The sequence below is a fragment of the Streptomyces sp. NPDC048584 genome (assembly GCF_043199595.1).
GTDB lineage: Bacteria > Actinomycetota > Actinomycetes > Streptomycetales > Streptomycetaceae > Streptomyces > Streptomyces edwardsiae.
In genome coordinates this window covers 60,013-86,386 of sequence record NZ_JBICWF010000006.1, presented here as the reverse complement: position 1 = coordinate 86,386, position 26,374 = coordinate 60,013, and the positions used below count along the sequence as shown (strand labels likewise).

Genomic DNA, 26,374 nt, shown 5'->3' with positions numbered 1-26,374 from the left:
GCGGGGCGCCGGGACGGTGGGGCCGTCCGGGCGCCGGCGCTAGCGGCTGCCGAACAGGGAGCGGCGCAGTCGGCGCAGCGGAGCGAAGAGCGAGACGCGGCTCGCCCGGGCCCGCGCGCTCCTGGCACCGCGGTCGCGCGCGGTGTCACGCGCGATGAGCTCGCGCATCAGCAGCGTCGCCTCGGCCGTCTCCCGCTGAGGGAGCGCGGGCCCCCCGAGAACCGAGAGATGGCGGTCGAGACGCGAGCTGGTCGCGCTGCTACCGCAGGTGATCGCAGGGACCCTGGCCCTGCTGCGCACCGTTATCTGTTCCATGTCACTCCCCACCCGTACGAGTCCACCCGGCCCGGGCAGGGTAACCCTATCGCCCCAACCGGGCACTCGTGTATCGAGGTCACAGGATTCACCTTCCCCATAAGGGGGTTGACGAACACTCGTCGATCACTCTCCGAATCCGACCGTTTTCAGGGCGAGTTGGGTGATGGGCTGTGACGTGGGCTGCGCTGACCCGCCGTCAGGTTCCACGGTCACGGCGAGTGACGTGGCGGCGGTGTCGAGGCCGGAGGCGACCAGGGGTGCGTCGCCCTCGAACAGGCCCAGGGAGCGTGGTCGCGCGTCCGCGCCCATGAGCCAGAGCTGGCGCACACGTCCGTTCGGAGGGTCGCCGTATCCGCCGAGGGTGACGACCGCGCTGCGGGCCGAAGCGGAGGCGATCACTCCGATCGTGCGGCCCCGCGCGTCCCTGCCGCTGCTCGCTCGGGCGTCGGGGGCGGCGAGAACGTGGGCGATCTCACGTGACCGGTCGCGTTCGGCGTCCAGTTGCTCCTGGGTGCCGTTCGCCTGGACGGCGAAGAGAGCGGCGACGACGAGCGCGGCCGCGGCGGTGGCCGTCGCGAACGGCACGAACAGCGTGGCGCGGCGCCGCCCGCGCGTGCGCGGCGGGGGCGCGGCGCCCCAGACGTGCGGGGGGAGCTGTGTCGCCCGCGCGCGGGCCGGCTCCGGGGCCACGGGCTCCTGCGGGGTGGTCCGTACGGCGGCCAGGACGCGGTCGCGCATCGCGGCCGGGGCGGGGGCGGCCGTGGACCAGGCGAGCCGGACGGCGTCCTCGGCGAGGGCCCGTACCTCGGCGGTGCAGCGGGCACAGGTGTCCAGATGTCTCTCGAAGCGCATCCGTTCGGCGTGCTCCAGGGCGTCCAGGGCGTAGGGGGCGGCCAGCGAGTGCGGGTCCGCGCGGCGCGGCAGTCGGTCGAACAGGCTCATGCCGCGCCTCCCAGGCAGTCGCGCAGCCGGGTCAGTCCGTCGCGCATACGGGTCTTGACCGTGCCCAGCGGCAGCGACAGCCGCTCCGCCACCTCGCGGTAGGTGTAGCCGTCGTAGTAGGCGAGGGTGACCGACTGTCTCTGGAGCGCGGTGAGCCGGTCCAGGCAGCGGCGTACCCATTCGCGTTCGAGTCCGGCCTCGACCTCCTCGGCGACCTGGTCGAAGGCGGGTCCGTGGCCGCGCCGGGCCTCGCGCTGCTCGCGTTCACCGGCCGCGCGGGCGCTGCGCACCCGGTCGACGGCACGGCGGTGGGCGAGGGTGAGGACCCAGGACAGCGCGCTGCCCCGGCCGGGGTCGAACCGCGCGGCGGAGCGCCAGAGTTCGAGCAGCACCTCCTGGGCCACCTCCTCGGACTGGGCGGGATCGCGCACCACGCGCCGGACCAGCCCGTACACCGGCCCGGAGACCAGCCCGTACAGGTCCTCGAACGCCTTCTGGTCACCGCCGGCCACCTGCACCAGCAGCTCGTCCGCCTCCAACGCGCGTCCCCTCTCCGGCCCTCTTCCGGGCCGCCTTGTTCACCTGAGGCATGCGCGGCGAGCGAGCCTCCGGACGGTAAGTACGGATGGGCGCACCGAAAACGCGGGCCGGCGGCGAGAAATGCTACGGGCGTACGGCCCTGGCGGGAGGGGGTCGGAAGAAATTCCGAACTCGACCAATCCGGCCCGCCGTTCGCTCCGAAATCCAGTGCGTCAAGGCAAGTCGGCACGGAGGACGGACGGCATGACGACTGACTCGAGTACCGGTGTGGGGCGCAGGAGTGTCGCGACCCTGATCTGTGGGGCGCTGGCCGCCGGGGGGCTCGCGGCCGCCGGTGTGACCGCGCTGGAACCCGGGGAGGCCGCCGCCTCCTCCCACCGGGAGGCCCCGCTGATCTCGGGCACCCCGCAGTACGACAACACGGACCTGTACGCGTTCGTCAGCCCCGACAAGCCGGACACGACGACGATCATCGCGAACTGGATCCCCTTCGAGGAGCCGGCCGGCGGACCGAACTTCTTCACGTTCGCCGAGGACGCGCAGTACGACATCCACATCGACAACAACGGGGACGCGCAGGGCGAACTGCTGTTCCGGTACACGTTCACGACCCACACGAGGAACGACAAGACGTTCCTCTACAACACCGGCCCGGTCACCGGTCTGGACGACCCGGACCTCAACATCACACAGACCTACGACATCGAGCTGCTGAAGCTGAAGGACCAGCGCGCGGTGTCCCGTACGAAGATCGCGGACGATGTGCCGGTGGCGCCGTCGAACGTCGGCAAGGCGTCCATGCCGGACTACGACACCCTGCGCAAGGAGGCGGTGCACGAACTGGCGGGCGGGACGACGACGTTCGCCGGGCAGGCCGACGACCCGTTCTTCCTGGACCTGCGGGTCTTCGACCTGCTCTACGGCGGGAACCTCTCCGAGGTCGGGAACGACACCCTCAAGGGCTACAACGTCAACTCGCTCGCCCTGCAGGTGCCGACGCACCTGATCGCCGAGTCGGCCGACCAGCCGGTGGTGGGCATCTGGTCGACGACGCAGCGCAAGAACGCCGAGGGGCACTTCGTGCAGGTGTCGCGGCTGGGCAGTCCGCTGGTCAACGAGGTCGTCAACCCGCTGAAGGACAAGGACACGTTCAACGCGTCCGCGCCGTGGGAGGACGCGCAGTTCCTGAAGAACGTCACCGAGCCGGAGCTGCCGAAGCTCATCGAGGCGATCTACAAGATCCCCGCGCCGGACGAGCCGCGCAACGACCTCGTCGACGTGTTCCTGAAGGGTGTCGAGGGGCTCAACCAGCCGCCGCACGTGACGCCGTCGGAGATGCTGCGGCTGAACACGTCGATCGAGCCGGCCGCCGAACCGAAGCGGCTGGGTGTGCTGGACGGGGACAACGCCGGTTTCCCCAACGGGCGTCGGCTGACGGACGACGTGATCGACGCCGCGCTGCAGGTCGTCGAGGGGGAACTGGTCGGGGCGGAGAACGACCTGGGGGACGCGGTCGACGCCAACGACAAGGAGTTCGGCGCGGCCTTCCCGTATCTGGCGAACCCGACGGAGGGCTCGCGCGGCCCGCTCGCGAAGGGCGTGGACAGCGGCAACGACGTCCGCAACCAACTCGGTGACGCGCTGCGGCCGGCCGGTGCGGACGGGGCCGACAACACGACCCTGATCGCCGCGTCGGCCGGTGCGGGGGCCGGAGGGCTGCTGCTGATCGGCCTGGCGCTGATGTGGTGGCGCCGGATGCGCAGCCGGGCGTACTGATCCCGGCCGGGCCGGTCCGCCCCGGCCCACCGTCCCGCGCGGCACGAGCCGCGCTCCCGCACCACCGAGGAGAGGTCATGGCTCCGGGCACGAACGACAGCACGGGCGAGGAAGGGCAGGCGCCCCCGGCGCCACCGGCTTCCGGTACCGACACCCCGCGCCTGCCCGCCGGGCAGGCGGGCAGTCAGGGGCGGAAGCCCGCCCCCGCCGACCCGGAGCCCGAGCACGAACGGGACACCGACGACGGCACGGAAACCCTGACCGAACCGGGCTCCGGCCACCTGGCACGACCCGACCACGGGCCGGTGTCCGAGCCGCGGGCCCGCCACTCCGCAGACGGCGGGCGCGGGCCGGCGACCCGCCGGCCCGGCACCGGCCGACCCACCGAGCCGGACCGCGAAGTACGGCACACGGCCGAGGTCGAGCACGGGACCGGTGACCCGGCGCAGGCCGCGCCCCGGCCGGGGACCCGCGAGCGCGTGAAGGCCGAGCGCGGGCCGGCGGCAGGCGCCCTCGTGGAGGGCGAGCGTGACCCTGCGGAGCCGCACCACGAGCCCGGCCGCCCCGCGGCACCGACGCCCGAGGGGCGGGGCGCGTCGGAGGGCGATCCGGTGAGCGGGCGGCGTGCGCGGACGGGCGAAGGGGGCGACGGCGTCGACCGGGAGATCGCCGGGCGGCGGGCGGATGCCTGGCTGCGGTTCGCCGCTGCCGCGCGGCGCGGTCGGGGGCTCCATGTCGCCTCGTGTGCGGTCCTGCTGGCCATCGCGCTCACCGCGGGGAGTGTGGCGGTGGGCGGCGGCCGGGACGGGGCCGACGCGGCACCCGCGGCCGGGACGGCGGCCGCCGGTGTACTCGCCGGGGGTGACCTCGGTGCGGGGATCCGGTCCTTGCAGGCCCATCTGCGGGCACAGCCCAGGGACTTCGACGGCTGGGCCACCCTCGGCACCGCCTACGTCGAGCAGGCCCGCACCCAGGGCGACCCCTCCCGGTATCCGCAGGCCGAGCGGGCGCTGAAGCGTTCCCTCGCCCTCGGGCCCGGCAACGAGCGGGCTCTCGCCGGACAGGCCGCCCTCGCCGCCGCACGGCACGACTTCACCGGCGCCCTCGCCTACGCCGACCGGGCGCTGAAGCAGAACCCCTACAGCGAACGCGCCCTGTGCTCCCGTATCGACGCGCTGGTCGAGCTGGGCCGGTACGACGAGGCCGCCGACGCCGCCGCCACGGCCGACCGCAGACGGCCCGGGGTGCCCGTGTTCACGCGGTACGCGTACGTGCGGGAGCTGCGCGGCGACGTGGGCACCGCGCGGGAGGTGCTGCGACGGGCCCTCGAGAGCGCGTCCGCGCCCGGCGACGTGGCGTACGTCGCGACCATGCTCGGGCAGCTCGCCTGGAACCAGGGCGAGTACAGGACGGCGCTCACGCACTACGCGCGGGCGCTCGCCGCCGACGAGAACCACCTCCCCGCCCTGGAGGGCCGGGCCCGCGCGCAGGCCGCGAGCGGCGACCGCGCGGGTGCCATCGAGACGCTGGAGCAGGTCGTCGTGGGCTCCCCGCTGCCCGGCCCGCTGGTCGCGCTGGGCGAGCTCTACGAGACGCGCGGCGCCGACGGCGACCGCGCGAAGGCGGGCGACCAGTACGCCCTCGTCGACGCCTGGACCGCGCTGGCCCGGGCCGGCGGGATGGACGCCGACCTCGACACCGCGCTCGCCGCCGCCGATCACGGGGACGCCGGTGAGGCGCTGCGCGCGGCCCGCGCGGAGTGGGACCGGCGGCACAGCGTGCACACCGCGGACGCCCTCGCCTGGGCGCTGTACGTCAACGGCCGTGCCGAGGAGGCCCTGCCGTACGCCCGCCGGGCCACGGCGACCGGTTACCGCAACGCCGCGTTCCTCTACCACCGGGGCATGATCGAGCGGGCCGCCGGGCGCGACGACGCGGCCCGTGACTCCCTCACCGCCGCGCTGGAGCTGAACCCCGCTTTCTCGCCGCTCGGCGCCCGCGAGGCCCGGACCGCGCTGAAGGAACTGGAGGCGGCACGGTGAGGCTCCGTCATCGGGTCGCCGCCGTCCTCACCGCCGCCGGCGTGCTCGCGCTGGTCCCGGCCGGCCCGGCGAGCGCGCACCCGCTCGGCAACTTCACCGTCAACCGCTACGACGGGCTGGTGGCCTCGCCGGGTGAACTCCGGGTCCGGCACGTCGAGGACCTGGCCGAGATCCCGGCCACCCAGGCCGGTCCGGACATCGAGCGGCTGGGCAGGGACGGCTGGGCCCGGCAGCGCTGTGCCACGGCCGCGCGGGGCAGCGAGGTGCGTGTGGACGGGCGCGCGGTCCCGCTCACCGTGCGCACCACAAACGCGCGCGTGCGCCCCGGTCAGGCGGGGCTGGACACCCTGCGCGTGGAGTGCGCGCTGACCGCTCCGCTCCCGGAGGACAGGACGGTGGACCTCCGCTTCCGCGGGGCGGGCGACCGGTCCGGTCCCGGCTGGCGGGAGATCACCGCGCGGGGCGACCGTACGACGCTCAGCGCCTCGGACGTACCGGCGGCCTCGCTCTCCCGCGAACTGACCCGGTATCCGGAGAAGCTGCTCTCGTCGCCGGCCGACACCCGGACCGCCGCCCTGCGGATCCGTCCGGGCGGTCCGGCACTGGCGGCGGCGGCGCGGGAGGGTGACGCGCCCGCCTCGGCCGTACTCCCGCGCGGTGCCGACCGCTGGACCCGCGCCCTCGACGACCTGGTCGCGCGGCGCGACCTGACCGTCGGTTTCGCCGCGCTCGCACTGCTGATCGCCATCGGGCTCGGCGCGATGCACGCGCTCGCCCCCGGGCACGGCAAGACGCTCATGGCCGCGACGGCGGCGGCACGCGGGGGCAGGGCCCGGCTCAGGGACGTCATGCCCATGGCCGCCTCGGTGACGGTCACCCACACGCTGGGGGTGGTCGCCCTGGGCCTGCTGGTCACGGCCGGTTCGGCCGCCGCGCCCTCGGTGATCGCGTGGCTGGGCATCGCGAGCGGTGCGCTCGTCACCCTGGCCGGCGCCGGCCTCGTACGCCGCGCCCTGCGCCACCGGAGCCACACGCACCACCACCACGAGCACCCGCACACCCACGAACAGCCGCACACGCACGAGGGCCACACCCACACGCACGGCGGTCACACCCACACCCACCCCGCCGCCCCCACCCTGCGCGGCACGATCCTGCTCGGCTTCGCGGGCGGGCTGGTGCCGAGTCCGTCCGCCGTCGTGGTGCTGGTCGGGGCCGCCGCGCTCGGCCAGGCCTGGTTCGGGCTGCTGCTCGTCGTCGCGTACGGCGTCGGCCTCGCCCTGACGCTCACCGCCGCCGGGTACGCGGTCGTCAAGGCGGGCAGCGGGGTGAACAGGCTGCTCGCCCGGCGCCCCCGCTGGACGACGGCCCCGTGGGCGGCACTTGTGCGCCGGAGTGCGCCCCTCGGTTCGGCGTTCGTCGTCGTGGTCCTCGGAGCCGGATTGGTGTTCAGGGGGGCGGCATCCGCACTCGGCTGAGCTACTTTCATGAGGAAAAGGGGAATTCGCCCGGATGCGAATGGGGGCGCCGTGTCCGAAGAACCGGGCAGTGAGCGGGTGATCGCGGGCCGGTACCGGCTGCTGTCACCGCTGGGCGAGGGCGGGATGGGCACCGTGTGGCGGGCCCGCGACGAGGTGCTGCACCGCGAGGTCGCCGTCAAGGAGGTGCGCGCGCCGGCCGGGCTGCCGGCGTCCGAGGTGGAGCGGATGTACGCCCGGCTGGAGCGGGAGGCATGGGCGGCGGCCCGGATCACCGACCGCAATGTGGTGACGGTGTACGACGTGGCGGCCGAGGACGGGCGCCCGTGGATCGTCATGGAGCTGGTCCGGGGCCTGTCGCTGGCCGAGGTGCTGGAGGCGGAGGGCCCGCTCGCGCCGCCGCGCGCCGCGCACATCGGCGCGGAGGTGCTCGCCGCGCTGCGGGCCGCGCACACGGCGGGGGTGCTGCACCGGGACGTGAAGCCGGGCAATGTGCTGATCGCGAACGACGGCAGGATCGTCCTCACCGACTTCGGGATCGCCATGGTCGAGGGCAGTTCGGCGCTGACGATGACCGGGGAGGTCGTCGGGTCGCCGGAGTTCCTCGCGCCGGAGCGGGCACTGGGGCGCACGCCGGGGCCCGAGTCGGATCTGTGGTCGCTCGGTGTGCTGCTGTACGCGGCGGTCGAGGGCGCTTCGCCGTTCCGGCAGAACACCCCGCTGAGCACGCTGCGGGCGATCGTCGACGAGGAACTGCCGCCGCCGCGCTGGGCCGGTCCGCTCGCCCCGGTGATCGAGGGGCTGCTGCGGAAGGACCCGGCCGAGCGGCTGCCGGCGGAGCGGACGCTGCATGACCTGCGGCTCGTGGCGGCGGGGGGCACCCTCCGCGCGGACACCGCGCCTTCGACGCCATACACCCCGACGGTGGCGGCGCTCCCCCAGCCGCGGCCCGGACCGCACCCGCGGACACCCTCCCCCGTGCCGCCGCTGGTCACCACCGCCAGCACCCCCACCCGGCCCGGACGGGACCGGCGTGCCGCGGCCGCCCTGGTGGCCGGTGTGGTCGTCCTGATGCTGGCGCTGGCCGGGCTCACGTACGCGCTGCTGAACCGGGGGGACGACGACCCCGACGCCAAGGGCACCGGCGGTGGGGCGAGTTCGCCGGCGCGGACCGGTGACGAGGAGGAGGGCGGCGGGACGCCGAGGACGGACGATCCGGCGCCGTCCCCCACCGGGGGCGACGACGAGGAGACGTCCGATCCCCCGCGGCAGACGGTGTCGGTGACGGTGAAGGGCGCGCACTCGGAGTACGTGGGCGGCTGTCCGCCGGCGCACGAGACGGCGCCCGCGTTCACGGCGACGTTCACGGTGGGGCGGTTGCCGGCCGAAGTCTCCTACCGCTGGGTGTCCGAGGACGGCTCGGTGGCCGATCCGGGCTGGCGGAAGCTGTCGTTCCCCGAGGGCGGGGGGCGTACGAAGCACGACACGGTGGTGGTGACGACGTACTCGGAGACCGGGGTGTTCGAGAGCGGCATCGGTGTGGAGGTCCGGGAGCCGGTGCACACGACGTCCGAGACGGTGCCGTTCTCGGTGAGGTGCGAGACGGAGACCCCGACGGGCGGGGCCTCCGCTTCTCCCTCCGGTGCGGACGACGGGTACTGACGGACGCGGGACGCTCAGGCCGCGGAGTCGAGCACGGGCAGATAGCCGCCGGACTGTCCGGCCGCCGTCGGGTGGTACGACTGGCCGATGTTGAACCAGTCCACGCTGTGCAGCCAGGAGCTGCCGGAGCAGAGTTCGTGGCCGGTGAAGGTGGTGCGCACGTCGCCGAAGGTGAAGCCGTGCGCGCCGGCGCGCCGGGCGATGGCGCTGTCGAGAAGGTCGGCGGCGTCGTTGATGGCCTTCCGCTTGGTCTCGGAGAGACCGATGCAGGTGGCGCCGAGCTTGTAGAAGCGGGGGTAGCCGATCACGACGACACGGGCGTTGGGGGCGCGGTCGCGGATCGCCGTGTAGACGCTGTCGAGCTTGCCGGGCAGCGTCGAGTCGACGTACGCCTTCGCTGTGTTGATCCGTGAGAGGCAGGAGCTGTCGGACTGGAGCACACAGGTCGTCATGACGTCGGCGAAGCCGGCGTCGTTGCCGCCGATGCTGATCGAGACGAGCCCGGTCGAGGTGGAGAGCGGTGCGAGCTGCCCGGAGAGAACATCACCCGTTCGGGCGCCCGAGCAGGCCGTGAAGTCGAAGGACGAGGGTGAGTTGGCGGCCGCCCAGAGGTACGGATGGGCCTTGGTGCTGCGCTTGCAGTCGCCGCTGCCGGAGATGTAGCTGCCGGCTCCGACACCGGACGCGTAGGAGTCACCGAGCGCCACATAGCCGTCGGCGGCGGCCTGTTGGGACGCCTGTGCCGTCGTGGCCCCGGTGAGGGCGGTGGTGACGGCGAGGAGGAGTGAGCCAAAAGAGAGGACAAGTCGGGAACGTCTCATGGAACCTCCGTTTAGCAGGATCTCTGCCCTGACTGTGGTACCAACTACGCGTGTTGACCGGAAGTGTCCATGCCAAAACTGTTGCCGTTCAACCCAGGACGAGCTCAGGACGCCGGAATTGTCCTCCCTTGACGGCCCGTCACGGGGGGCCGCATGGGAGCCCGGCATCCGGCACCTCAGGGGCAGAGCCGACGGCCGGGCGCCGTACCCGCCCCGTTCGCGTATCCCCACGGCTGCTCCAGCCGCCGGGTTCGCCCGGCCGGTGGAGGGCCGGTCCGTCGTACGCGCCTTCACCCGGGACCGCGCGCCGGCCTAGGGGTACGCGCCGGTCCGCCGGGTCCGGCAGGCGCGGAACCGGATCGGCCGGCCGGACGGCTGAGGTCCGGGCCACGCCCGTGCGCCCGGAAACCGGGTGCACCCGGCGCCCGGGTGGCCGATCATGGCGGCATGTCCGCTCAACCGCACGACGCCCTGCCGATCCGGCTCAACGTCGACGACAGCGACTCCCCGTCCGACGTCGTCGACGCGCTGTTCCTCGGCCGCTTCGCGACGGGCGAGCAGCCGCACTCGCACGCCGTCAACATCGACCGCGTACGCTCCGGCGCGACCCTGCTGCCCGCGAACGCGCGGGTGCTGCGGAGCGCCCGGGACGACGACCGCAGCGCCGTCCTGGCCGAGGGCGAGGGCTGGACCCTGCTGGTCTCCCGCTGGAACCGGGGCGCCGATGTCACCGTCACCGCGACCAGCGCCGACCTCGCCGCGAAGATCCTCGAGGAGGCCACCGACGGCGCGGCGGACGAACCCGAACCGCAGCCGGAGAACGTCACCATGGGCTTCTGGTACGTCTCCCCGCGCCGCGGTCCGCACCGCACCACCCGGCAGATCTCGGCGGGCACCTGGGAAGAGGTGCGGCCCAACTACACGGCGCCGGTGGCGGACGCGATGGACCGTCTGATGAAGACGACGCCCGAGGACATCTCGGGCCGGCTGCTCCTGCTGCACGGCCCGCCGGGCACCGGCAAGACCTCCGCGCTGCGCACGCTGGCCCGGTCCTGGCGGGACTGGTGCCAGGTGGACTGCGTACTGGACCCGGAGCGGCTGTTCGGCGATGTCGGCTATCTGATGGACATCGCGATCGGCGAGGACGACTCGACGGGCAAGGGCCGCTGGCGGCTGCTGCTCCTGGAGGACTGCGACGAGCTGATCCGGGGCGAGGCCAAGCACACCGCCGGGCAGGCGCTGTCCAGGCTGCTGAACCTGACGGACGGTCTGCTCGGCCAGGGCCGCAACGTCCTGGTCGGCGTCACCACCAACGAGGACCTGGAACGCCTCCACCCCGCCGTGGTCCGCCCCGGCCGCTGCCTGGCCCGCATCGAGGTGGGCCCCCTGACCCGCGCCGAGTCGGCCGACTGGCTGGGCACGCCGGAAGGCATCCCCCGAGAGGGAGCGACCCTGGCCGAGCTCTACGCCCTACGCAGGGGCACCTCCCCGACAACCCTGCCGGAACCCCGCGGAAACCCGGAAGCCGGCCTGTACTTGTAAGCACGCGGCGGCGGCCGGTTCCACGGGGCGCGGGGAACTGCGCGACCAGCCCCCACGACGCCGCACCGGGCGCTCAACGCCCCGCCGCCACGGCGCTCACCCCACGAGCCCCCCGCCCGGGAACCGGCACTCACCCACAAGCCCCCGCCAGGGCACCGGCGCTCACTGATAAGCCGCACGCAGTGCGTCCCGCACCGCGGCGACCGCCTCCCCCTCGGAAGAGCCGAGCCGCCGCGCCCTGGCGGCGAACGACTGCGCGGCGACCGCCAGCTCCCGCTCCGCCCCCTCCCCCGCGGCAGCGATCAGCGTCCCGTTGCGCCCCCGCGTCTCGATCACCCCGTCCGCCTCCAGCGCCCGATACGCCTTGGCGACCGTGTTCGCCGCGAGCCCGAGCGTCTCGGCCAGCCCCCGCACCGTAGGCAGCCTGTACCCCACCGGCAGCACCCCCGACCGCGCCTGCTCGGAGATCTGCGCCCGTACCTGCTCGTACGGGGGCGTGCCGTCGTCGATCCGGATCTTCAAGGTCACGGCCCGATTGTCCCGCACCCCGGCCGAAAATGAGAGGCGCCCCCGACGGCTCCGCCGTAGCGTGCGCCCATATGACCGTCACCGTCCGCGATCTGCGCCCCGACGCCCGCGCCGACCTCGAGGGCTTCGCCCGGGTCCGGCACGCCGCCCTGCCGTTCATCCTCATCACCCCCGAGTCCCTGGTGCACGACCTCACCCGTCTTCACCCCGACGCCCACTACCGGCCGTTGATCGCCGTGGCCGACGGCGAGGTGATCGGCACGGCGCAGGTGCATCTGACGCACGAGAGCTCCGAGCCCGGCCAGGGCAACGTCAATCTGTACGTGCACCCCGAGCACACGCGCCGGGGCGCCGGAACACTGCTGGTACGGGCCGCCGAGGAGCATCTGACCGCGCACGGGGCCACCAGGCTGTTCGCCTGGGTGCTGGACGAGCCGGGCAACCGCGCCTTCGCCGAACTGCACGGCTACAAGGCGAGCCGCAGCGCCCACTTCCTCCGCCTGGACCTGGCGAACGGCATCCTCCCGCCGCTCCAGGACCTGCCGCCGGACGTGGAACTGCGCCCCGCCTCCGCCTTCGCCGCCGATCCGCGTCCGCTGTTCGAGCTGGACGCGGAGACCACGGCGGACGAGCCGAGCGATGTGGACACCGAGTTCACGGACTACGAGGCCTGGCTGGAGGAGACCTGGCGGCATCCCCTGTTCAGCCCCGAGCTCACCACGGTGGCGCTGGTCGACGGCCGCCCCGCCGCGTTCTCCGCGGCCCGCACGGACGGCGGCACCCGGTACGGCACGGTCATGACCGGCACCGCCCGCGCCCACCGGGGCAGGGGGCTGGCCAAGCTCGCCAAGAACGACTCCCTGCATCGCGCCCGCGCGGCCGGGTACTCGGAGGCGTTCACGGGCAACGACACCGGGAACGGGCCGATGATCGCGATCAACAAGTGGTTCGGGTACGAGATCTGCGGGACGGAGGTGCGCCATGTCCGCGCACTCGGCTGACGGGCCCCCGCTGCTGGAGGTCGTCCTCGTGAAGGCGGGACGGATGAAGATCCGCTATCCGGCCGAGCTGGTCGCCGACGACGGCACCCGCGCCACCGTGCGCGCCCCCTGGGCGGGCGACGGCGTGCGCGACTTCGGCTTCGTCCGCTTCGAGCCCGGTGACGTGTTCACGGAGCACTACTGGCGCGACCGGTGGTACTCGGTGAAGGAGGTCCGCGCCCCCGACGGCACTCTCAAGGGCCACTACTGCGACATCACCCGCCCGGCGGAGCTCTCCGCCGGCCGGCTGGTGGTCGAGGATCTCGACCTGGACCTGTGGGTCTCCGCGGACGGCACCGACGTACGGCGGCTGGACGAGGACGAGTTCGCGGCGAGCGGGCTGCTCACCACGGACCCCGAGGCGGCGGCCGCCGCGGTGGCCGCCCTCGACGAACTGGACGCGCTGGCCCGTGAGGGCGGGCTCGGCACGCTGCTCGGCTGAGGGGCGCGGATCAGTCCGGGACGGCGACCACCGCGTACCGCTCGTCGTCCACGTCCCTGCCCCACAGCACCGGGTCCTGGGACAGCCGCTCCACGCCCACCCGGCCGGCGAGAGGTGCGAGGAGGGCGGTGAGCCGGTCCGCCGGTATGCCCACCGGGCTCACCGTCCCCCACACGCCCTCGACCAGCACGAGCCGGCCGCCCGGCCGCAGCAGGTCCCGCCAGTGCCGCAGCGCCCGGTCCGGTTCGGGCAGGGTCCACAGCACATGCCGGACCAGCACGGCGTCGTAGCGCCGCTCCCCGACCGGTGGTGCCGTCGCGTCGCCGGCCAGGAACACGGCGTCACGGCCGACGAGTTTCTCCCTGGCGAGCGCCACCATCGCCGGGGAGCGGTCGACTCCGGTCACCCGGTGTCCCTGCTCGGCGGCCAGGAGGGACAGGCTGCCGGTGCCGCAGCCCAGGTCGAGGACGTCACCGGGCCGTGCGGGCAGCCAGGTGCGCAGCCGTGCCGCCCAGGCCGCGCGCACCCGCGGGTCGCGCAGCCCGTGATCCGGCTCCTCGTCGAACCCGGCCGCCGCCGCGTCCCAGTCGACACCGTCCGTGACCGTCCCGTCACCGTCATGTGTGGTCATGGCCCCAGAGTGACACCTGCCACTGACAATCGATTCGTGACCGCCGCCACAGACAGATCGGGACCGATGAGGAACTCTCCCCCGAAAGGTCCGCCGCCGTGCGAACGCGGAACCCGGTGGACCCCGAAGGAGGCAGCCATGCGCCGTGTCACCGTGCAGAAGCCCCCGAGGAGGACGGATGCCCGCCGGGTCCGCGCGGAGGCCGAGGAGCGTCCCGCGGGGCGGCCCGAGGTCCGCCGGGACATCGCGCGCACCTGGTGGCCGGACGGAACCTGATCCCAGCCTGAGCACTCCCTTAACGCGGCCATAAGGATCTCCCTCCAGGGCCTTCGGCAGGCGATTTCGCTGGTCCGGGCGGCTAGTTTCTGAGCCACCCCCCACGGGATTCACCACCCCCGATCCAGTGATCGCTGCCGAGGAGTCGCCCCATGTCCGCACGCCGCAAGGCCGCTGTCGCCGCCGTCGGTCTCGTTCCGCTCGCCCTGACCGGGCTGTCCGCCGCGCCGGCGGCCGCGCACGGTTCGATGGGCGACCCGGTCAGCCGGGTCTCGCAGTGCTACGCCGAGGGACCGGAGAGCCCCACGTCGGAGGCGTGCAAGGCGGCGGTCGCGGCGGGCGGCACCCAGGCGCTCTACGACTGGAACGGCATCCGGATCGGCGACGCGGGCGGCCGCCACCAGGAACTCATCCCCGACGGCAAGCTGTGCAGCGCCGACAGCGAGGAGTTCAAGGGCCTGGACCTGGCCCGCGCCGACTGGCCGGCGACGAGCGTGAGCAGCGGCTCGTACACCTTCAAGTACCGGGTGACCGCCCCGCACAAGGGGACGTTCAAGGTGTACATCACCAAGCCCGGCTACGACCCGTCGCAGCCGCTGGCCTGGGGCGACCTGGATCTGGCGAACCCGGTGGCGACCTCCACCGACCCGGCCGCCGAGGGCGGCTTCTACACCTTCTCCGGCACCCTCCCGGAGCGCTCCGGCAAGCAGCTGCTGTACGCGGTGTGGCAGCGGTCGGACAGCCCCGAGGCGTTCTACTCCTGCTCGGACGTCGCGTTCGGCGGCGGTCCGGCGGGCGCCGGCGGCGGTGAGCCGGTCAGGTCGGACACGGGTGACACGCCCAAGGAGGCCGCCGCCCCGGCGCCGGTCGCCTCGGCCCCGTCCGAGCGGCAGATCGAGGACGGTGCCGACAAGTCGACCGTCGAGAACCACGGGCACGGCGACGACGACCCCAGCACCTCGGCGCAGCCGGTCGCCGGGCACGACGACCACCCGGCCCAGGGCGAAGCCGCCGGGGCCGCCGACGACGGCACCACCGCCAACCAGCCCGAGGCGGCCGGTCAGGGGCGGAACCTCGCGGAGACCGGCGGTGACGACAGCACCCCGTTCCTGATGGTCGGCGGGGCCGCGGCGCTGGCGCTGGGCTCGGCGGCCCTGTTCGCCTCCGCGCGGCGGCGCTCGGCCACCGGGCGGCACGGCGCCTGAGGACGACCCGGGGCCCTGTCCGGCGGCTCAGGCCGGACAGGGCCCCGCCACGTGCGCCCGCATGGACACGTGTCAGCTGAACACCGATGCGCAGGTGGTGCGTTCGGCATGGGCCGGGTCGAGGGAGTTGGCGACCTCGTGGAAGGCGATCCGGTCGAGCAGCCCGATCGCCAGATGCTCGGACAGGTCGAGCGGACACAGGTCCTGGAGCAGGACGTTGTGCACGTCCGGTCCGGTCAGATACGCGCTGCGGTAGGGGGTGACGACCTCGTCGTACCGGGTGGCGATGACGGTGTAGCGGACACCGGGCACGGTGTCGCCGCCCGCGTTGAGCCGGGTGAGGAAGTCGGATCCTGTGACCTGGTCGGCGAGGGCGGGGGTGGCCTCGCTCAGCAGGTCCTCGGCGCCGGGGAAGTACGGCAGCAGCCGGGTGAGGCCGCCGAGGGTGGTGCCGTGGTTGCTGGGGGCGATGCCGATCAGGGCGTTCACCTCGTCGGCGCCGCCGAGGAACTTGAGGTAGTAGCGCGGCATCATGCCGCCCTGGGAGTGGCCGACGAGGTCCGTCTCGGCGGCGCCGGTCGCGGCGAGCACCTTGTCGACGTAGGCGTCGAGCTGTTCGGCGGACTTCTCGGTGGGGCCGAGGCCGTGGAAGAGGGGGACGCCGGGGAGCTGTCCGTAGTCGAGGGAGAAGACGCAGTAGCCGCGGTTCTTCAGATAGGGCGCGAGACCCAGCCAGTTGTCGACGGAGTTGCCGAAGGTGCCGTGGACCAGGACGACGGGGCGGGGGTGGGCGGCGGAGGGCTTGCACGACCAGTCGTTCCAGCCGGAGCTGGGGGCTGCGGCGGCGTGGGCGCCGGCGGCGGTGGGGAGGGTGACGCCCGCGGCCAGCAGCAGCGCGGCGAGGGGTCTGACCAGTCGCTTCCAGGGCAGCATCGCGTGATCTCCTTGCGGTACGGGGGAAGGGTGGGGTCCTACGCCCTGTGATCCGGATCACGGGATGCTGTTCACTCGTCAAGTTACGGGCGAGTAGCAAAAGGGGGAAGTTACGCGTCGGTAAAAACTTCCGGCGTTAATCCGCGGCGGTACGCGCGTCACTGATACGACGTCACCAAGCGGGACGAATCGGCCCGTCGGGGGCGATGCGCGGCAGCTTCCGTGCCAGCTCGCGCACCTCCGCCTCCCCCAGCACCTCGCTCCACTCCCGTACGGCCTCCGCCGCCGCCTCCTCGGCCGCGCGGGTGCAGGCCCGGCCCCGCTCGGTCATCACCACCAGCCGGGCGCGCGCGTCCACGGGGTGCGGGTGCCGCTCGGCGTACCCCTTGCGCACCAGATCGTCGACGAGCTGGCTCGCGGCCTGCTTGGTCACCCCGAGATGGACGGCGAGGTCGGTGACCGTCGCACCGTCAGGGGCGAGCCGGGTGAAGGCGAAACCGTGCATCGGCCGCACCCCCTCGAAGCCCCGCGCGACCACCCCGTCATGGATGCGCTGGACGAGCCCGCCGGCGACGGCGAGCAGGGCGGCGGACAGGGCCATGGCCTCGGAGTTCTGCACGGGGAAATTCAAGCACCTTGACGAAGTGGTCAAGTAGGTTGACCATATAGTCAAGTAACTTGACCAGTCAGGGAGACCGTCATGCCCGTTGTCCGCCCCTCCGACGGCGTCGTCCACGAGATGCACGGCGTCCGTTTCATCTCGTACGCCGCCCCGTCCACCGGCAGCAGGGAGCTGTGCGCCTGGCGGGGCGAGATCCCCGCCGGTACCCGCGCGCCCGCGCACACCGTCAGCCGGGAGGAGATCTTCCATCTGCTCGCCGGTGAGCTACTGATCACCCTCGACGGTACCGCCCACCGCGTCGGCGCCGGCGACACGGTGGTCGTCCACCCCGGTGCCACGCTCGCCGTGGAGAACCTGGGCGACGGGACCGCCGTCTCCTGGGTCACCACCTCCCACGGCCTGGAGGCGACCCTCGCCGACGGCACCCGCGTCGTTCCGCCGTGGGCCGACTGAGCCGGACCGCTACGCGGCCAGCGACCCCGGCATCACCGCGCGGGGGCCGAACTTCGCCCGCGCGCGGTCCGCGACCTCCTCGATCCGGCGCGCCTTCTCGTCCACCGGGTCGAAGGTGAGCTGGTGGGACGCCTGCTCGGCGGGGCCGAGGCCCTCCGCGCGGAGCGCGATCGCGCGCACCCGGGCGCGCTGCAGGCCGAGCGCCTCGTAGAGGCCGTACGCCGCCCCGGTGAGCGCGGCCGAGTGCGCGGTCGGTTCGGGGAGCGTGCGGGTGCGGGTGGTGGCGGTCCGGTCGGCGTAGCGGACGGTGAGGGTGAGGCTCCGGCAGACCGTGTCGAGGACACGCAGCCGGGCACCCAGTTCCTCGCCGGCCGAGAGCAGGGCGCGGCGGTGCCGGCCGGGGTCCAGTTCGTCACGGGTGAAGGGGCGTTCGGTGGCCAGAGACCGGGAGACGGCGTTCGGGACGACCCGGCCGCGGTCGACGCCGTTCGCCTTCTCCCGCAGCTCCCGCCCGGCCCTGGCGCCCACCAGCCGCTGGAGCGTGGACAGCGGGGCCGCGGCGACCCGGCCGAGGGTGTCGAGGCCGTACTCGCACAGGGTACGGGCGGTCTTCGCGCCGACGCCGGGCAGTGCGGCGACGGGTTTGCCGGCCAGGAAGTCCCGCACCTCGTCCCCGGCCACCGCGCGGGTGACTCCCGGCCGGGCGTCCCGCAGTGCCATGCGGGCCAGCATCGGGCCGGGCCCGGCGCCGATCACACAGTCGACGCCGTGCAGGGCGAGGGCGCGGACCCGGATCACCGAGGCCAGTTCGACGGCGGTGCGTCCGAAGTACCGTTCGGCGCCGCGCAGATCGGCCAGCGCCCCGTCCGGCGGCAGGGCCTGGACGACGGGGGTGAACTCCTCCAGCAGACCGAGCAGCCCCGGCAGGGCGGCCTCGTACATCGGAGGCAGCTGGAAACGTACGCAGAGGATGGTCATCCCGCACTCCCCGGACTCTGGTGCCACAGCTTCCTTCCCACCGCGGGCCCTTCGCCCGCGGGGCGCAGATCGGCCCAGGGGTGCATCTCGTACCCCGTGGGCATGCGGATCGTCCTGTCCTCCATCGGGTCCCGGGCGGCGGATCCGGCCGGCGCGGGCCGCCCGTCCGAACCGGCGAGCCGTCTGCGCGCCGGACCGTCCCCGGGGTCGCCGCCCCGGCTTCCGTCCGCTCCGGCCAACCGGGCCGCGACGCCCTCCAGCCCTTCCTCCTGGCGCACCTGGAGCAGGTCGGCGAGGTTCCAGGCGGCGGAGCCGACCACGCTGAGGCTGCGCGGGCCGCGCCGCTGCACCACCCCGCGCACCAGCAGCAGCCAGGAGTGGAAGACGGTGTGGGCGCAGGCGTCGTGGGAGTCGTCGAAGAAGGCGAGGTCGACCAGGCCGGTGCCGTCGTCCAGGGTGGAGAAGATGACCCGCTTGCCGGAGCGGACGGGCGGGGTCTGGGTGGCCGCCTTGGCGCCCGCGACCAGCACCGTCTCCCCGTGCCGTGCCTCGCGCAGCCGCCGCGCGGAGACCACGCCGAGTTCCTTGAGGAAGGTGCCGTGGTCGTCCATCAGATGGCGGGAGGCGTCCATGGACAGCACGCCCAGTTCGGCGCTGAGCCGCTCCTCGGGGGTGAGGTCGGGCAGCCCGGCCGGGGCCGTCTTCCGGCCTCCGGACAGGGGGAGCTGGTCGCCGCGTCCGCCGCGGGCGCCCCGGTGCAGTTCGGTCAGATGCAGTTGCAGGTCGCGGCGGTTGGCTCCGAACGCGTCCAGCGCGCCGACCTGGCCGAGGCGTCCGGCGAGCGGGCGGCTGGGGCGGGCCCGCTCCCAGAAGTCGAGCAGGGAGGCGTACGGCTGACCGTCGGCGATCCGGGCGGCCTCGGCCTCGCTGATGCCGTGCACGTCGGAGAGTGCCAGCCGCAGTCCCCACGCCTCCCCCTGTGATGATTCAGACACCAGTTCGATCCTGTGTGCGACCCCCGACTTGTTCACGTCCAGCGGCAGGACCGGCACCCCCCGCCGTCGCGCGTCCGCCAGCAGCAGCCGTTTCGGGTACATCCCGGGGTCATGGGTGAGCAGCCCCGCGTAGAAGGCGGCCGGGTGGTGCGCCTTCAGCCACGCCGACTGGTACGTCGGTACGGCGAAGGCGACCGCGTGCGCCTTGCAGAAGCCGTAGGACCCGAAGGCCTCGACGATCCCCCAGGTGCGCTGAATCGTTTCTTCGTCATAGCCCCGGGCCGCCGCGTGCTGGGCGAACCAGACCTTGATCCGCCCCTGCGACTCCGGGTCGGACAGCCCGCGCCGCACCCGGTCCGCCTCGCCGCGACCGCAGCCGGTCATGACCGCCACGATGTCGATGACCTGCTCATGGAAGACGACGACCCCGTACGTCCCCTTCAGCGGCTCCTCCAGGTCCGGGTGCGGATAGCGCACCGGCGCCCGTCCGTGCCGCGCCTCGATGAACGGGCGCACCATGTCGGCGGCGACCGGGCCGGGCCGGAAGAGGGAGATGTCGACGACCAGGTCGTGGAAGGTGGACGGCTGCAGCCGTCCGACCAGGTCCCGCTGGCCCGGGGACTCGATCTGGAAGCAGCCGAGCGTCTCGGCGGACCGGATGAGCCCGTACGTCGCCGGGTCGCCCTCCGGCACCGCGTCCAGGTCGATCCGCTCCCCCGTCGCCCGCTCCACCTCGGTGACCGCGTGCGCCATCGCCGACTGCATGCGCACACCCAGCACATCGAGCTTGAGCAGCCCGAGGTCCTCGACGTCGTCCTTGTCGAACTGCGCCATGGGGAAGCCTTCGCCGCTGGTCGGCATGACCGGCGTACGGGTGAGCAGGGAGGCGTCGGACAGCAGGACGCCGCAGGGGTGCATGGCGACACCGCGCGGGAGCGCGTCGAGGGCCTCGACCAGCTCCCACAGCCTGCCGTACCTCTCCTTCTCCCCCGCCAGCTCCCGCAGTTCGGGCAGTTCGTCGAGCGCCGCGCGGGCGTCGCGGGCGCGGATGTGCGGAAAGGACTTGGCGACCCGGTCGATCTCGGCCGGGTCCATGGAGAGCGCCGCGCCGACGTCCCGGATGGCGTGCCGCACCCGGTAGGTCTCCGGCATGGCGACCGTGGCGACCCGCTCGGTGCCGAACCGGCCGATGATCGCCCGGTAGACCTCGAGGCGCCGCGCGGACTCCACGTCGATGTCGATGTCCGGCAGCACGACCCGCTCCTTCGACAGGAAGCGCTCCATCAGCAGCCCGTGCTCGACCGGATCGGCGTGCGCGATGCCGAGGAGGTGGTTGACCAGCGAGCCGGCGCCGGAGCCGCGCGCGGCGACCCGGATGCCCATGTCCCGTACGTCGTCGACGACCTGGGCGACGGTGAGGAAGTAGGAGGCGAAGCCGTGGTGGGCGATGATGTCCAGCTCGCGGTGCATCCGCTCCCAGTACTCCCGGCGCCCCGCGTGGCCGCGCAGCACCATGCCGGCCGCGGCGCGGGAGGCCAGCGTCCGCTGGGCGGTACGGCGGCCGGCGCCGACGAGATGCGGTTCGGGGAAGTGGACGCTGCCCATGCCGAGGTCGTCCTCGGGGTCGACCAGGCACTCGGCGGCCGTGGCCCGTGTCTGTTCCAGCAGCCGCGGGGCCGTCTCGCGCCGGAACCCGGCGGCCTCCACGATCCGCTCGGCCGCCGCCAGCATGGCGCCCTCGCCCTTGAGCCAGGCCTCGCCGGAGTCCAGCCCTTTGGCCGGGTCGACGGGGACCAGCCGGCGGGCGGCGTCCAGCACGTCGGCGACCGGGCCGAGCCCGGGGTCGGCGTAGCGGACGGCGTTGCTGAGGACGGGCCGGACGCCCTGTTCGGCGGCGAGGCCCAGGGTGCGGGCGGCCAGCCGCAGGGAGCCGGGGCCGGTGCCTTCGCGGCCGTGCCAGACGACCTCCAGGCGCAGGGCGTCGCCGTACACCTCCCGCCAGGGGGCGAGCAGCCGGGCGGCGCGGTCGGGCCGGCCCGCGGCGAGGGCGCGGCCGACGTCGGAGTCGGGGCCGAGGAGGACGGTCAGACCGTCGGCGTGATTGTCGTCCCAGGTCAGCAGAGGGAGGCCGGGGGCGGTGTGGGCGGCGGAGACCAGTCGGCACAGGTCGGCCCAGCCACGGGCGCCGTCCCGGGCGAGGAAGGTGACACGGGGTGTCGACTCGTCGATGAAGGCGCCGCCGCGCACCGGGGTGCGGCGCCTCTCCCGTCGTACGGACTCGTCGCCCGCCGCCGCCGTGGGGGCCGCCACCGCCAGTTCCGCGCCGAACAGGGGGCGCACGCCCGCCTTCGCGCAGGCCTTGGCGAAGCGGACGGATCCGGCGAGGGTGTCGCGGTCGGTGAGGGCGAGGGCGTCCATGCCCCGCTCCGAGGCGCGCTCGGCCAGCCGCTCCGGGTGGGAGGCGCCGTAGCGCAGGGAGAACCCGGAGACGGTGTGCAGATGCGTGAAACCCGGCACACGCACCTCCCGCACTCGTGAGCCCCGACCGACTCTCGAACAGTTGTTCCCAGCTATCTCACCCCCACCATAGACCAATTTTCGAATGCGTGTGCGAGATCCGACCGACCCCTCCCCACCTGCGCAAACACCCGTGATGTGACCGTTCAGGCTTGTTGGCGGTTGTTCATCGGAGTTGGCGAAGTTCTCACTGCAAGCGATCACGTCGCGCTGAGTAACGAGCAGATGTGGTGATCCGCACCAGCGCCGGGTACGGCAGTGCTCCTGTTGACCCATGCGCGGAGTGATGAAGGCGAAGATCCGATCGGACTCATGCGGGCTGGAGCAGTTGATCACGGCCTATGACGAAGGCCGCATTCGTGATCGGCTGATGCTCGGGGATGGGTGGCCGCGCCGGTGGAGTGGGACATGGCTGGTTGGTGAGGGTGAGGTGTCATGGCCGGTCCGTGACATGGGGTCCGTGCCGGTGTCTTCGTCGAAGCCGGTGCGGCAGTTCACGTGGCGGGCTCGGCAGGGGCACCGTCCGGGGCTGCAGTTCATGGTCTGTACGGGGCGGCATCACGGGTTTGAGTCCCTGGAGGAACAGCGGCTGCTGCTCGCGTTGGACTTCCTGGGGGTATCGGATGTGCTGCCGCAGCCGTTCTGCCTGGACTTCGAGCACAGGCAGGGCCGCAGTCAGCACATCCCGGACTTCCTGGTGGTACTGCCTGACGGCAGCCTGTGGCTGTTCGACGTCCGTCCGGGAAATCTGATCAAGGAATCTGACGCGCTGAAGTTCGCGGCCGCCAGGGAGGCGGCGGCAGCCTGCGGCTGGCATTACTCAGTCGTGACCGAGTGGCGCCCGCATGTCCACAGTGTTCTGGATCATCTGTCGTCCCAGCGCCGGCCCTTGAAGGACCCTCTTGGGCTGCAGCAGCAGGTGGAGGTGGCGGTCGGCTCGGGTCCGGTGCTGTTCGCGGAGCTGGCGGCGTCGACAAGCCTTCCGGTGGTGGCACGCGCACATGTCACACACATGCTCTGGCATCGCCGGCTCGCGACTGACCTGGGTTGTCCGCTGGGAGACCGTTCGCTGATCTGGCCAGGCTCTGCCGCGATGGGGTGCGGGTAGTGGGGGCCGGACGGGGGCTCCTGGGCCTGGCGCCAGGCCGCCGGATCCTGCTGAACGCAGTGGAGTGGACCGTCGAGTCGGTCGAGCCACAGTTCGGACGCTTCGTTCTGGCTCACGCTGACGGACAGGTCGAGTCACGCTCGATCCGCTGGCTGATCAATCATCCCGACGCCCGGATGGCGGAGGAGGTGAAGGCGGTCGGTTCAGGGCACGGCACCCAGCCTCGCGCCGTGGCCGATCTCACCCCGGAACAGCACAGTCGCGCCCGGATCCGGGCTGAACACGTCCTGGAAGCAATGACGGGATTCCGCAGCGGCCACCCCTCGCGGGCCCAGCCTGGCGAGCCGAGACCGGCTTATGACCCCGAGCGGACGACGCTGACCGAGCGTCGGCTGGTGAAGGTCGCCGAGTTGAAGGCGATGCCTCCGCAGGAGGCCGAAATGCTGGGACTGCGCTTCATGAGTCTGCGGACGCTGGAGCGCTTGTCGTCCGCGACCGGCGAGAGCTTGCTGCTGGCCTGCGCGGACGGGCGGTGGACCCGCAGGAGCGGGGGCCACCGGAGCATCACCGAAGAGGTCCGCGAGGCGATCTTCGCGGTGAAGAAGGAGTGCAAGGACCGCGCCCGCATCGGCATGGCGGCCAAGCATCGCCTTCTGCACCAGTACATGAGGGAGAAGTTCCCGCAGTTCCCGACCGAGAAGATTCCGTCGCGGCCGACTTTGTGGCGGGTCTGGCACGAGTGGTTCGGTCCGGGAGGCGGCCGGCAGCGCTACGAGCGGTCCGCGGATGAGGCTGAGGAGGCCGGCGTCGCGGGGCGGGTGGTGGTGCACCGGCCGGGCCAGGTGCTGGCGCTCGACTCGACTCCGATGCCGGTGAAACTACGCGAAACGGTGTTCGGGGATGCGGTCACTGCGACGCTGACCCTGGCTTTGGACCTCTATTCGCACTCCCTGCCGGCTTTTCGTCTGACGTTGCAGTCGGACACGTCGGTGGATGTCGCGATGCTGCTGCGGGACGTGATGATGCCCTTGCCCATGCGTGAGGGCTGGGGCGAGGAGATGCAATGGCCCTACCCCGGCGTCCCGGCCGACGTCATCGCCGAGTTCACCGGCTGCGGGGTCGCGGCCTTGCCGTTCTTCGCGCCGGAGACCGTGACCACCGACCACGGAAGTCCCTACAAAAACCACGATCTGGTCGACGCGGAACGCGCGCTGGGCTGCAACATCCTGCCCGCCCGCACTCTTCGCGCCAGCGATAAATTCGCCGTCGAGCGCGCATTCTCCTCGGTCAAGACGCTGCTGTTCGAGCATCTGCTCGGGTTCACCGGCACCGACGTCGCCGATCGCGGGGCCGACCCGGAGGGCGATGCGGTCTTCACCCTGGGCCGGATGGAACACCTGATCGCGAGCTGGATCGTCCAGGTCTGGCAAAATCGCAAGCTCGGGGAGTACGCGCCGGCCTGGGGGCCGGGTGAGGACCACAGTCCCAACTCGCTGTTCGCCGCGGCGATGCTCCAGGGCGGCTTCTCCCTGCAGATCCCCGAGCCGGAGCTCTACTACAAGGTCCTGCGCAAGCACCACGTGAAGATCCATCCGCGTCGCGGGGTCAAGATCCTCGGACTCTGGTATCACGCCGAGGTACTCGACGAGCCCCGTTACAGGCTCCCGTCCGACCGGGGCGGAAAGCACGCGGGCAAGTGGGTGGTCCGCAGTGACCGAAGGGACCGGCGCCAGGTCTTCTTCCAAGATCCCGTCGTCCACGACACCTGGCATGTCCTGCGCTGGAACGGTCTGCCGCCCGAGGGCGAGATCCCGGCCTTCTCGGACACGACTGCCGCCAACCTGCTGGCCTATGTCAAGGAGCACAAGCTCGGGCCGCGCTCGGACAAGGACCTGCTGCCGGTGCTGCTGGAGATCCTCAACTCCGCGACGCCGGTCGCCCAGTGGCCGACCCAACCGCAGAAGCGGGAGCGCGCCGCGCGGTCACGCGAAAGCAGCCGTGCGCAGGCCGCCGCCGCGGACCGGGGCGGGCGTCGGGCCACCGAACCTGCGGCCTGGAGCGAGCAGTCCCGGACGGTCGCGAAGGCCGTCGACGCCACCCGGCGCCAGCGGCGGGAGGCGGCCCAGCTCGGTGAGCCCGTCGCGCCGCCCCTGCTGGTGGATTCCCTGCGGCACCGCCGCCTGTTCCTGCTGCCGGAAAGACCCGACGAGGACGGCGACGACACGTCCGAGGAGCACGGATGAGCAAGGACCCTCTGGCCAACCTGCCGTCGCGGAGCCGAATCGCCGAGCTCATCCTGCGGAAGCACCCGCACCGCAACACGTTCGCCGGCTGGGAGCACTATCGCCGCACCCGCGGTCTGCTGGTGCCAGCGCCGATGCTGACGGCGGCCCAGTTGAGGTCGATCCCCCTGGACCGCCGCTCCGATTACGACCTCTACCGGCAGGTGACGAACGTGAACCTGCCGCTCCAGCAGACACCGATGCTGACCAAGGTCAACGAGGTGATCGACCGGCGCTTGCTGAGCAACCCGTTCATCCAGGACGACGCCACCCTGCCCGGGGTCATGGTCAGCGGCTTCGGGAACCACGGCAAAACCGCCGCCGTCTGCGCGCTCGCCGCCGAGTTCGAGGACTACTGGCTGGACCTGCACGGCCACCTCGATCCCACATCGGTCGAGGGAACCTGGGATCTGCATGCGCCCGTCGCCTACGTCTCGACGCCGGTCACCGCGACCCCCAAGAGCCTTTGCGAGTCGATCCTGAACTTCTTCGGCCCCGACATCCGCAAGATGACGCTGCCTCAACTGCTGCGGCAGGTTGCCGACTCGTTGAGGGACCACGGCGTCATGGTCCTGATTTTGGACGACATCAACCGGCTCCGCATGCACCGCTCGGACGACCAGGACGTCCTGGACATGATCCGGGCCCTGATGGGCTGCGGGATCACCCTGATCCTGTCCGGCGTCAACATCCCGGGCACCGGCCTGCTGCGCGAGGCCACCTACGACCGCAAGACCAAGCAGTGGGTGCTTCCACCGCTGGAGACCCACCGCGTCCACGGACTGGAGGTCACCCAGACCGAGCGCCGCTTCGATCTGGTCGAACTGGACCGCTTCCCCTACGACACTCCCGCAGAAATGCGGCACTTCGTCGACCACCTCAAGGGGATCGAGGACCACTTGCGGCTGATGAAGGCCAAACCCGGCATGCTCACCTCAGGCGGCATGCCCGAGTACCTCTACGGCCGCTGCGCGGGCGTCGTCGGCATCCTTGGCCGCCTGGTCAGGGACGCCGCCATCGCAGCCATGCAGAGCGGCAAGGAGAAGATCGACGAGGCACTCCTCGAAGGGATCATCATCGGCCGTGAGAATCCCGCCCACGGGATCGGCCAAGCCCTGGACGAGACCGGTGAACCTGAGACCCCCAAGCCGAAGACCAGCCGGACAAGACCCCGCAAGGCCAGCAGGAACACCGTTTTCGACGACCACGGCCCGCAGCACTCCGATGAAGCCGCGAGTTGAGC

At 72.6% G+C, this 26,374-nt stretch carries 23 protein-coding genes; 13 read left to right on the top strand and 10 right to left on the bottom strand.

Features of this window, described 5'->3' with window-relative positions; all coding sequences use genetic code 11:
• Window positions 1-39: 39 nt before the first annotated feature.
• From ACGFR9_RS15280 to ACGFR9_RS15270, 3 genes are all read right to left on the bottom strand, one after another.
• On the bottom strand, window positions 40-315 hold the full coding sequence (locus tag ACGFR9_RS15280) for a hypothetical protein (RefSeq protein WP_393207744.1): 276 nt from the start codon (window positions 313-315) through the stop codon (window positions 40-42).
• A 126-nt stretch (window positions 316-441) separates the two neighbouring features.
• Window positions 442-1,260, bottom strand: coding sequence for an anti-sigma factor domain-containing protein (locus ACGFR9_RS15275; protein ID WP_393207741.1), 819 nt, complete (start codon window positions 1,258-1,260; stop codon window positions 442-444).
• Complete coding sequence (locus ACGFR9_RS15270; protein ID WP_030227491.1) at window positions 1,257-1,799, bottom strand: sigma-70 family RNA polymerase sigma factor; 543 nt, start codon at window positions 1,797-1,799, stop codon at window positions 1,257-1,259. Before ACGFR9_RS15270 ends, ACGFR9_RS15275 begins: the two co-directional genes overlap by 4 nt.
• Window positions 1,800-2,043: 244 nt before the next feature.
• Between ACGFR9_RS15270 and ACGFR9_RS15265 the strand changes: the two genes are divergently transcribed.
• The 4 genes from ACGFR9_RS15265 to ACGFR9_RS15250 all read left to right on the top strand — a co-directional run bounded on the left by ACGFR9_RS15265 (window position 2,044) and on the right by ACGFR9_RS15250 (window position 8,758).
• Complete coding sequence (locus ACGFR9_RS15265) at window positions 2,044-3,576, top strand: DUF4331 domain-containing protein (protein ID WP_393207737.1); 1,533 nt, start codon at window positions 2,044-2,046, stop codon at window positions 3,574-3,576.
• A 77-nt stretch (window positions 3,577-3,653) separates the two neighbouring features.
• The gene (locus tag ACGFR9_RS15260) at window positions 3,654-5,618 is read left to right on the top strand and encodes a tetratricopeptide repeat protein (protein WP_393207734.1); all 1,965 of its coding nucleotides are present in this window, start codon (window positions 3,654-3,656) and stop codon (window positions 5,616-5,618) included.
• Window positions 5,615-7,096, top strand: a complete 1,482-nt coding sequence (locus ACGFR9_RS15255) for a nickel transporter (protein ID WP_393207731.1) — start codon at window positions 5,615-5,617, stop codon at window positions 7,094-7,096. The genes ACGFR9_RS15260 and ACGFR9_RS15255 overlap by 4 nt, the downstream gene beginning before the upstream one ends.
• Window positions 7,097-7,174: 78 nt before the next feature.
• The gene (locus ACGFR9_RS15250) at window positions 7,175-8,758 is read left to right on the top strand and encodes a protein kinase (protein ID WP_393208542.1); all 1,584 of its coding nucleotides are present in this window, start codon (window positions 7,175-7,177) and stop codon (window positions 8,756-8,758) included.
• Window positions 8,759-8,772: 14 nt separating this feature from the next.
• Here the strand turns inward: ACGFR9_RS15250 and ACGFR9_RS15245 are convergent, their stop codons facing one another.
• A complete protein-coding gene (locus tag ACGFR9_RS15245; protein ID WP_393207728.1) occupies window positions 8,773-9,579 on the bottom strand; it encodes an SGNH/GDSL hydrolase family protein in 807 nt (268 codons plus the stop codon).
• Between the two features lie 447 nt (window positions 9,580-10,026).
• Here ACGFR9_RS15245 and ACGFR9_RS15240 point away from each other — a divergent pair, with 447 nt between their 5' ends.
• Window positions 10,027-11,121 (top strand): DUF5925 domain-containing protein, encoded by a 1,095-nt coding sequence (locus ACGFR9_RS15240; RefSeq protein WP_393207725.1) that lies wholly within the window; start codon window positions 10,027-10,029, stop codon window positions 11,119-11,121.
• A 162-nt stretch (window positions 11,122-11,283) separates the two neighbouring features.
• Here ACGFR9_RS15240 and ACGFR9_RS15235 read toward each other — a convergent pair whose 3' ends face one another.
• Entirely contained in the window at window positions 11,284-11,649 is a 366-nt protein-coding gene (locus ACGFR9_RS15235; RefSeq protein WP_393207722.1) for a GntR family transcriptional regulator, read from the bottom strand.
• 71 nt (window positions 11,650-11,720) lie between these two features.
• Here ACGFR9_RS15235 and ACGFR9_RS15230 point away from each other — a divergent pair, with 71 nt between their 5' ends.
• Together ACGFR9_RS15230 and ACGFR9_RS15225 are read left to right on the top strand one after the other, a co-directional pair.
• Window positions 11,721-12,650 carry a GNAT family N-acetyltransferase gene (locus tag ACGFR9_RS15230; RefSeq protein WP_393207719.1) on the top strand — a complete coding sequence of 310 codons (930 nt, stop codon included), beginning with the start codon at window positions 11,721-11,723 and terminating at the stop codon, window positions 12,648-12,650.
• Window positions 12,631-13,131 carry a DUF402 domain-containing protein gene (locus ACGFR9_RS15225; RefSeq protein ID WP_393207716.1) on the top strand — a complete coding sequence of 167 codons (501 nt, stop codon included), beginning with the start codon at window positions 12,631-12,633 and terminating at the stop codon, window positions 13,129-13,131. The genes ACGFR9_RS15230 and ACGFR9_RS15225 overlap by 20 nt, the downstream gene beginning before the upstream one ends.
• 10 nt (window positions 13,132-13,141) lie before the next feature.
• Here the strand turns inward: ACGFR9_RS15225 and ACGFR9_RS15220 are convergent, their stop codons facing one another.
• Window positions 13,142-13,762, bottom strand: a complete 621-nt coding sequence (locus ACGFR9_RS15220; protein WP_393207713.1) for a class I SAM-dependent methyltransferase — start codon at window positions 13,760-13,762, stop codon at window positions 13,142-13,144.
• A gap of 138 nt (window positions 13,763-13,900) precedes the next feature.
• Between ACGFR9_RS15220 and ACGFR9_RS15215 the strand changes: the two genes are divergently transcribed.
• Both ACGFR9_RS15215 and ACGFR9_RS15210 read left to right on the top strand, forming a co-directional pair.
• Entirely contained in the window at window positions 13,901-14,038 is a 138-nt protein-coding gene (locus ACGFR9_RS15215) for a hypothetical protein (RefSeq protein ID WP_393207710.1), read from the top strand.
• 152 nt (window positions 14,039-14,190) lie between these two features.
• A complete protein-coding gene (locus tag ACGFR9_RS15210) occupies window positions 14,191-15,243 on the top strand; it encodes a lytic polysaccharide monooxygenase (protein WP_393207707.1) in 1,053 nt (350 codons plus the stop codon).
• A gap of 72 nt (window positions 15,244-15,315) precedes the next feature.
• Here the strand turns inward: ACGFR9_RS15210 and ACGFR9_RS15205 are convergent, their stop codons facing one another.
• The gene (locus tag ACGFR9_RS15205) at window positions 15,316-16,176 is read right to left on the bottom strand and encodes an esterase/lipase family protein (protein ID WP_393207704.1); all 861 of its coding nucleotides are present in this window, start codon (window positions 16,174-16,176) and stop codon (window positions 15,316-15,318) included.
• Between the two features lie 172 nt (window positions 16,177-16,348).
• Window positions 16,349-16,795 carry a MarR family winged helix-turn-helix transcriptional regulator gene (locus ACGFR9_RS15200; protein ID WP_393207701.1) on the bottom strand — a complete coding sequence of 149 codons (447 nt, stop codon included), beginning with the start codon at window positions 16,793-16,795 and terminating at the stop codon, window positions 16,349-16,351.
• Window positions 16,796-16,876: 81 nt separating this feature from the next.
• Between ACGFR9_RS15200 and ACGFR9_RS15195 the strand changes: the two genes are divergently transcribed.
• Window positions 16,877-17,251, top strand: a complete 375-nt coding sequence (locus ACGFR9_RS15195) for a cupin domain-containing protein (protein WP_393207698.1) — start codon at window positions 16,877-16,879, stop codon at window positions 17,249-17,251.
• A 9-nt stretch (window positions 17,252-17,260) separates the two neighbouring features.
• Here ACGFR9_RS15195 and ACGFR9_RS15190 read toward each other — a convergent pair whose 3' ends face one another.
• A complete protein-coding gene (locus tag ACGFR9_RS15190; RefSeq protein ID WP_393207695.1) occupies window positions 17,261-18,229 on the bottom strand; it encodes a hypothetical protein in 969 nt (322 codons plus the stop codon).
• A complete protein-coding gene (locus ACGFR9_RS15185) occupies window positions 18,226-21,741 on the bottom strand; it encodes a DNA polymerase III subunit alpha (protein ID WP_393207692.1) in 3,516 nt (1,171 codons plus the stop codon). The genes ACGFR9_RS15190 and ACGFR9_RS15185 overlap by 4 nt, the downstream gene beginning before the upstream one ends.
• A gap of 286 nt (window positions 21,742-22,027) precedes the next feature.
• On the opposite strand from ACGFR9_RS15185, the gene ACGFR9_RS15180 reads away from it, so the two are divergent.
• The 3 genes from ACGFR9_RS15180 to ACGFR9_RS15170 are packed head-to-tail and all read left to right on the top strand — an operon-like array spanning window position 22,028 to window position 26,372.
• The gene (locus ACGFR9_RS15180; protein ID WP_393207689.1) at window positions 22,028-22,849 is read left to right on the top strand and encodes a TnsA-like heteromeric transposase endonuclease subunit; all 822 of its coding nucleotides are present in this window, start codon (window positions 22,028-22,030) and stop codon (window positions 22,847-22,849) included.
• Window positions 22,850-22,908: 59 nt separating this feature from the next.
• A complete protein-coding gene (locus ACGFR9_RS15175) occupies window positions 22,909-25,092 on the top strand; it encodes a transposase (protein WP_393207686.1) in 2,184 nt (727 codons plus the stop codon).
• A complete protein-coding gene (locus ACGFR9_RS15170) occupies window positions 25,089-26,372 on the top strand; it encodes an AAA family ATPase (RefSeq protein ID WP_393207683.1) in 1,284 nt (427 codons plus the stop codon). Before ACGFR9_RS15175 ends, ACGFR9_RS15170 begins: the two co-directional genes overlap by 4 nt.
• The last annotated feature ends 2 nt before the right edge of the window (window positions 26,373-26,374 follow it).

Excerpts from the sequence above, each read along its gene's own strand:
- ACGFR9_RS15280 (WP_393207744.1), bottom strand. The coding sequence starts at position 315 with ATGGAACAGATAACGGTGCGCAGCAGGGCCAGGGTCCCTGCGATCACC.
- ACGFR9_RS15275 (WP_393207741.1), bottom strand. The coding sequence starts at position 1,260 with ATGAGCCTGTTCGACCGACTGCCGCGCCGCGCGGACCCGCACTCGCTG.
- ACGFR9_RS15265 (WP_393207737.1), top strand. The coding sequence starts at position 2,044 with ATGACGACTGACTCGAGTACCGGTGTGGGGCGCAGGAGTGTCGCGACC.
- ACGFR9_RS15260 (WP_393207734.1), top strand. The coding sequence starts at position 3,654 with ATGGCTCCGGGCACGAACGACAGCACGGGCGAGGAAGGGCAGGCGCCC.
- ACGFR9_RS15245 (WP_393207728.1), bottom strand. The coding sequence starts at position 9,579 with ATGAGACGTTCCCGACTTGTCCTCTCTTTTGGCTCACTCCTCCTCGCC.
- ACGFR9_RS15240 (WP_393207725.1), top strand. The coding sequence starts at position 10,027 with ATGTCCGCTCAACCGCACGACGCCCTGCCGATCCGGCTCAACGTCGAC.
- ACGFR9_RS15230 (WP_393207719.1), top strand. The coding sequence starts at position 11,721 with ATGACCGTCACCGTCCGCGATCTGCGCCCCGACGCCCGCGCCGACCTC.
- ACGFR9_RS15225 (WP_393207716.1), top strand. The coding sequence starts at position 12,631 with ATGTCCGCGCACTCGGCTGACGGGCCCCCGCTGCTGGAGGTCGTCCTC.
- ACGFR9_RS15220 (WP_393207713.1), bottom strand. The coding sequence starts at position 13,762 with ATGACCACACATGACGGTGACGGGACGGTCACGGACGGTGTCGACTGG.
- ACGFR9_RS15215 (WP_393207710.1), top strand. The coding sequence starts at position 13,901 with ATGCGCCGTGTCACCGTGCAGAAGCCCCCGAGGAGGACGGATGCCCGC.
- ACGFR9_RS15210 (WP_393207707.1), top strand. The coding sequence starts at position 14,191 with ATGTCCGCACGCCGCAAGGCCGCTGTCGCCGCCGTCGGTCTCGTTCCG.
- ACGFR9_RS15205 (WP_393207704.1), bottom strand. The coding sequence starts at position 16,176 with ATGCTGCCCTGGAAGCGACTGGTCAGACCCCTCGCCGCGCTGCTGCTG.
- ACGFR9_RS15195 (WP_393207698.1), top strand. The coding sequence starts at position 16,877 with ATGCCCGTTGTCCGCCCCTCCGACGGCGTCGTCCACGAGATGCACGGC.
- ACGFR9_RS15190 (WP_393207695.1), bottom strand. The coding sequence starts at position 18,229 with ATGACCATCCTCTGCGTACGTTTCCAGCTGCCTCCGATGTACGAGGCC.
- ACGFR9_RS15180 (WP_393207689.1), top strand. The coding sequence starts at position 22,028 with ATGAAGGCGAAGATCCGATCGGACTCATGCGGGCTGGAGCAGTTGATC.
- ACGFR9_RS15170 (WP_393207683.1), top strand. The coding sequence starts at position 25,089 with ATGAGCAAGGACCCTCTGGCCAACCTGCCGTCGCGGAGCCGAATCGCC.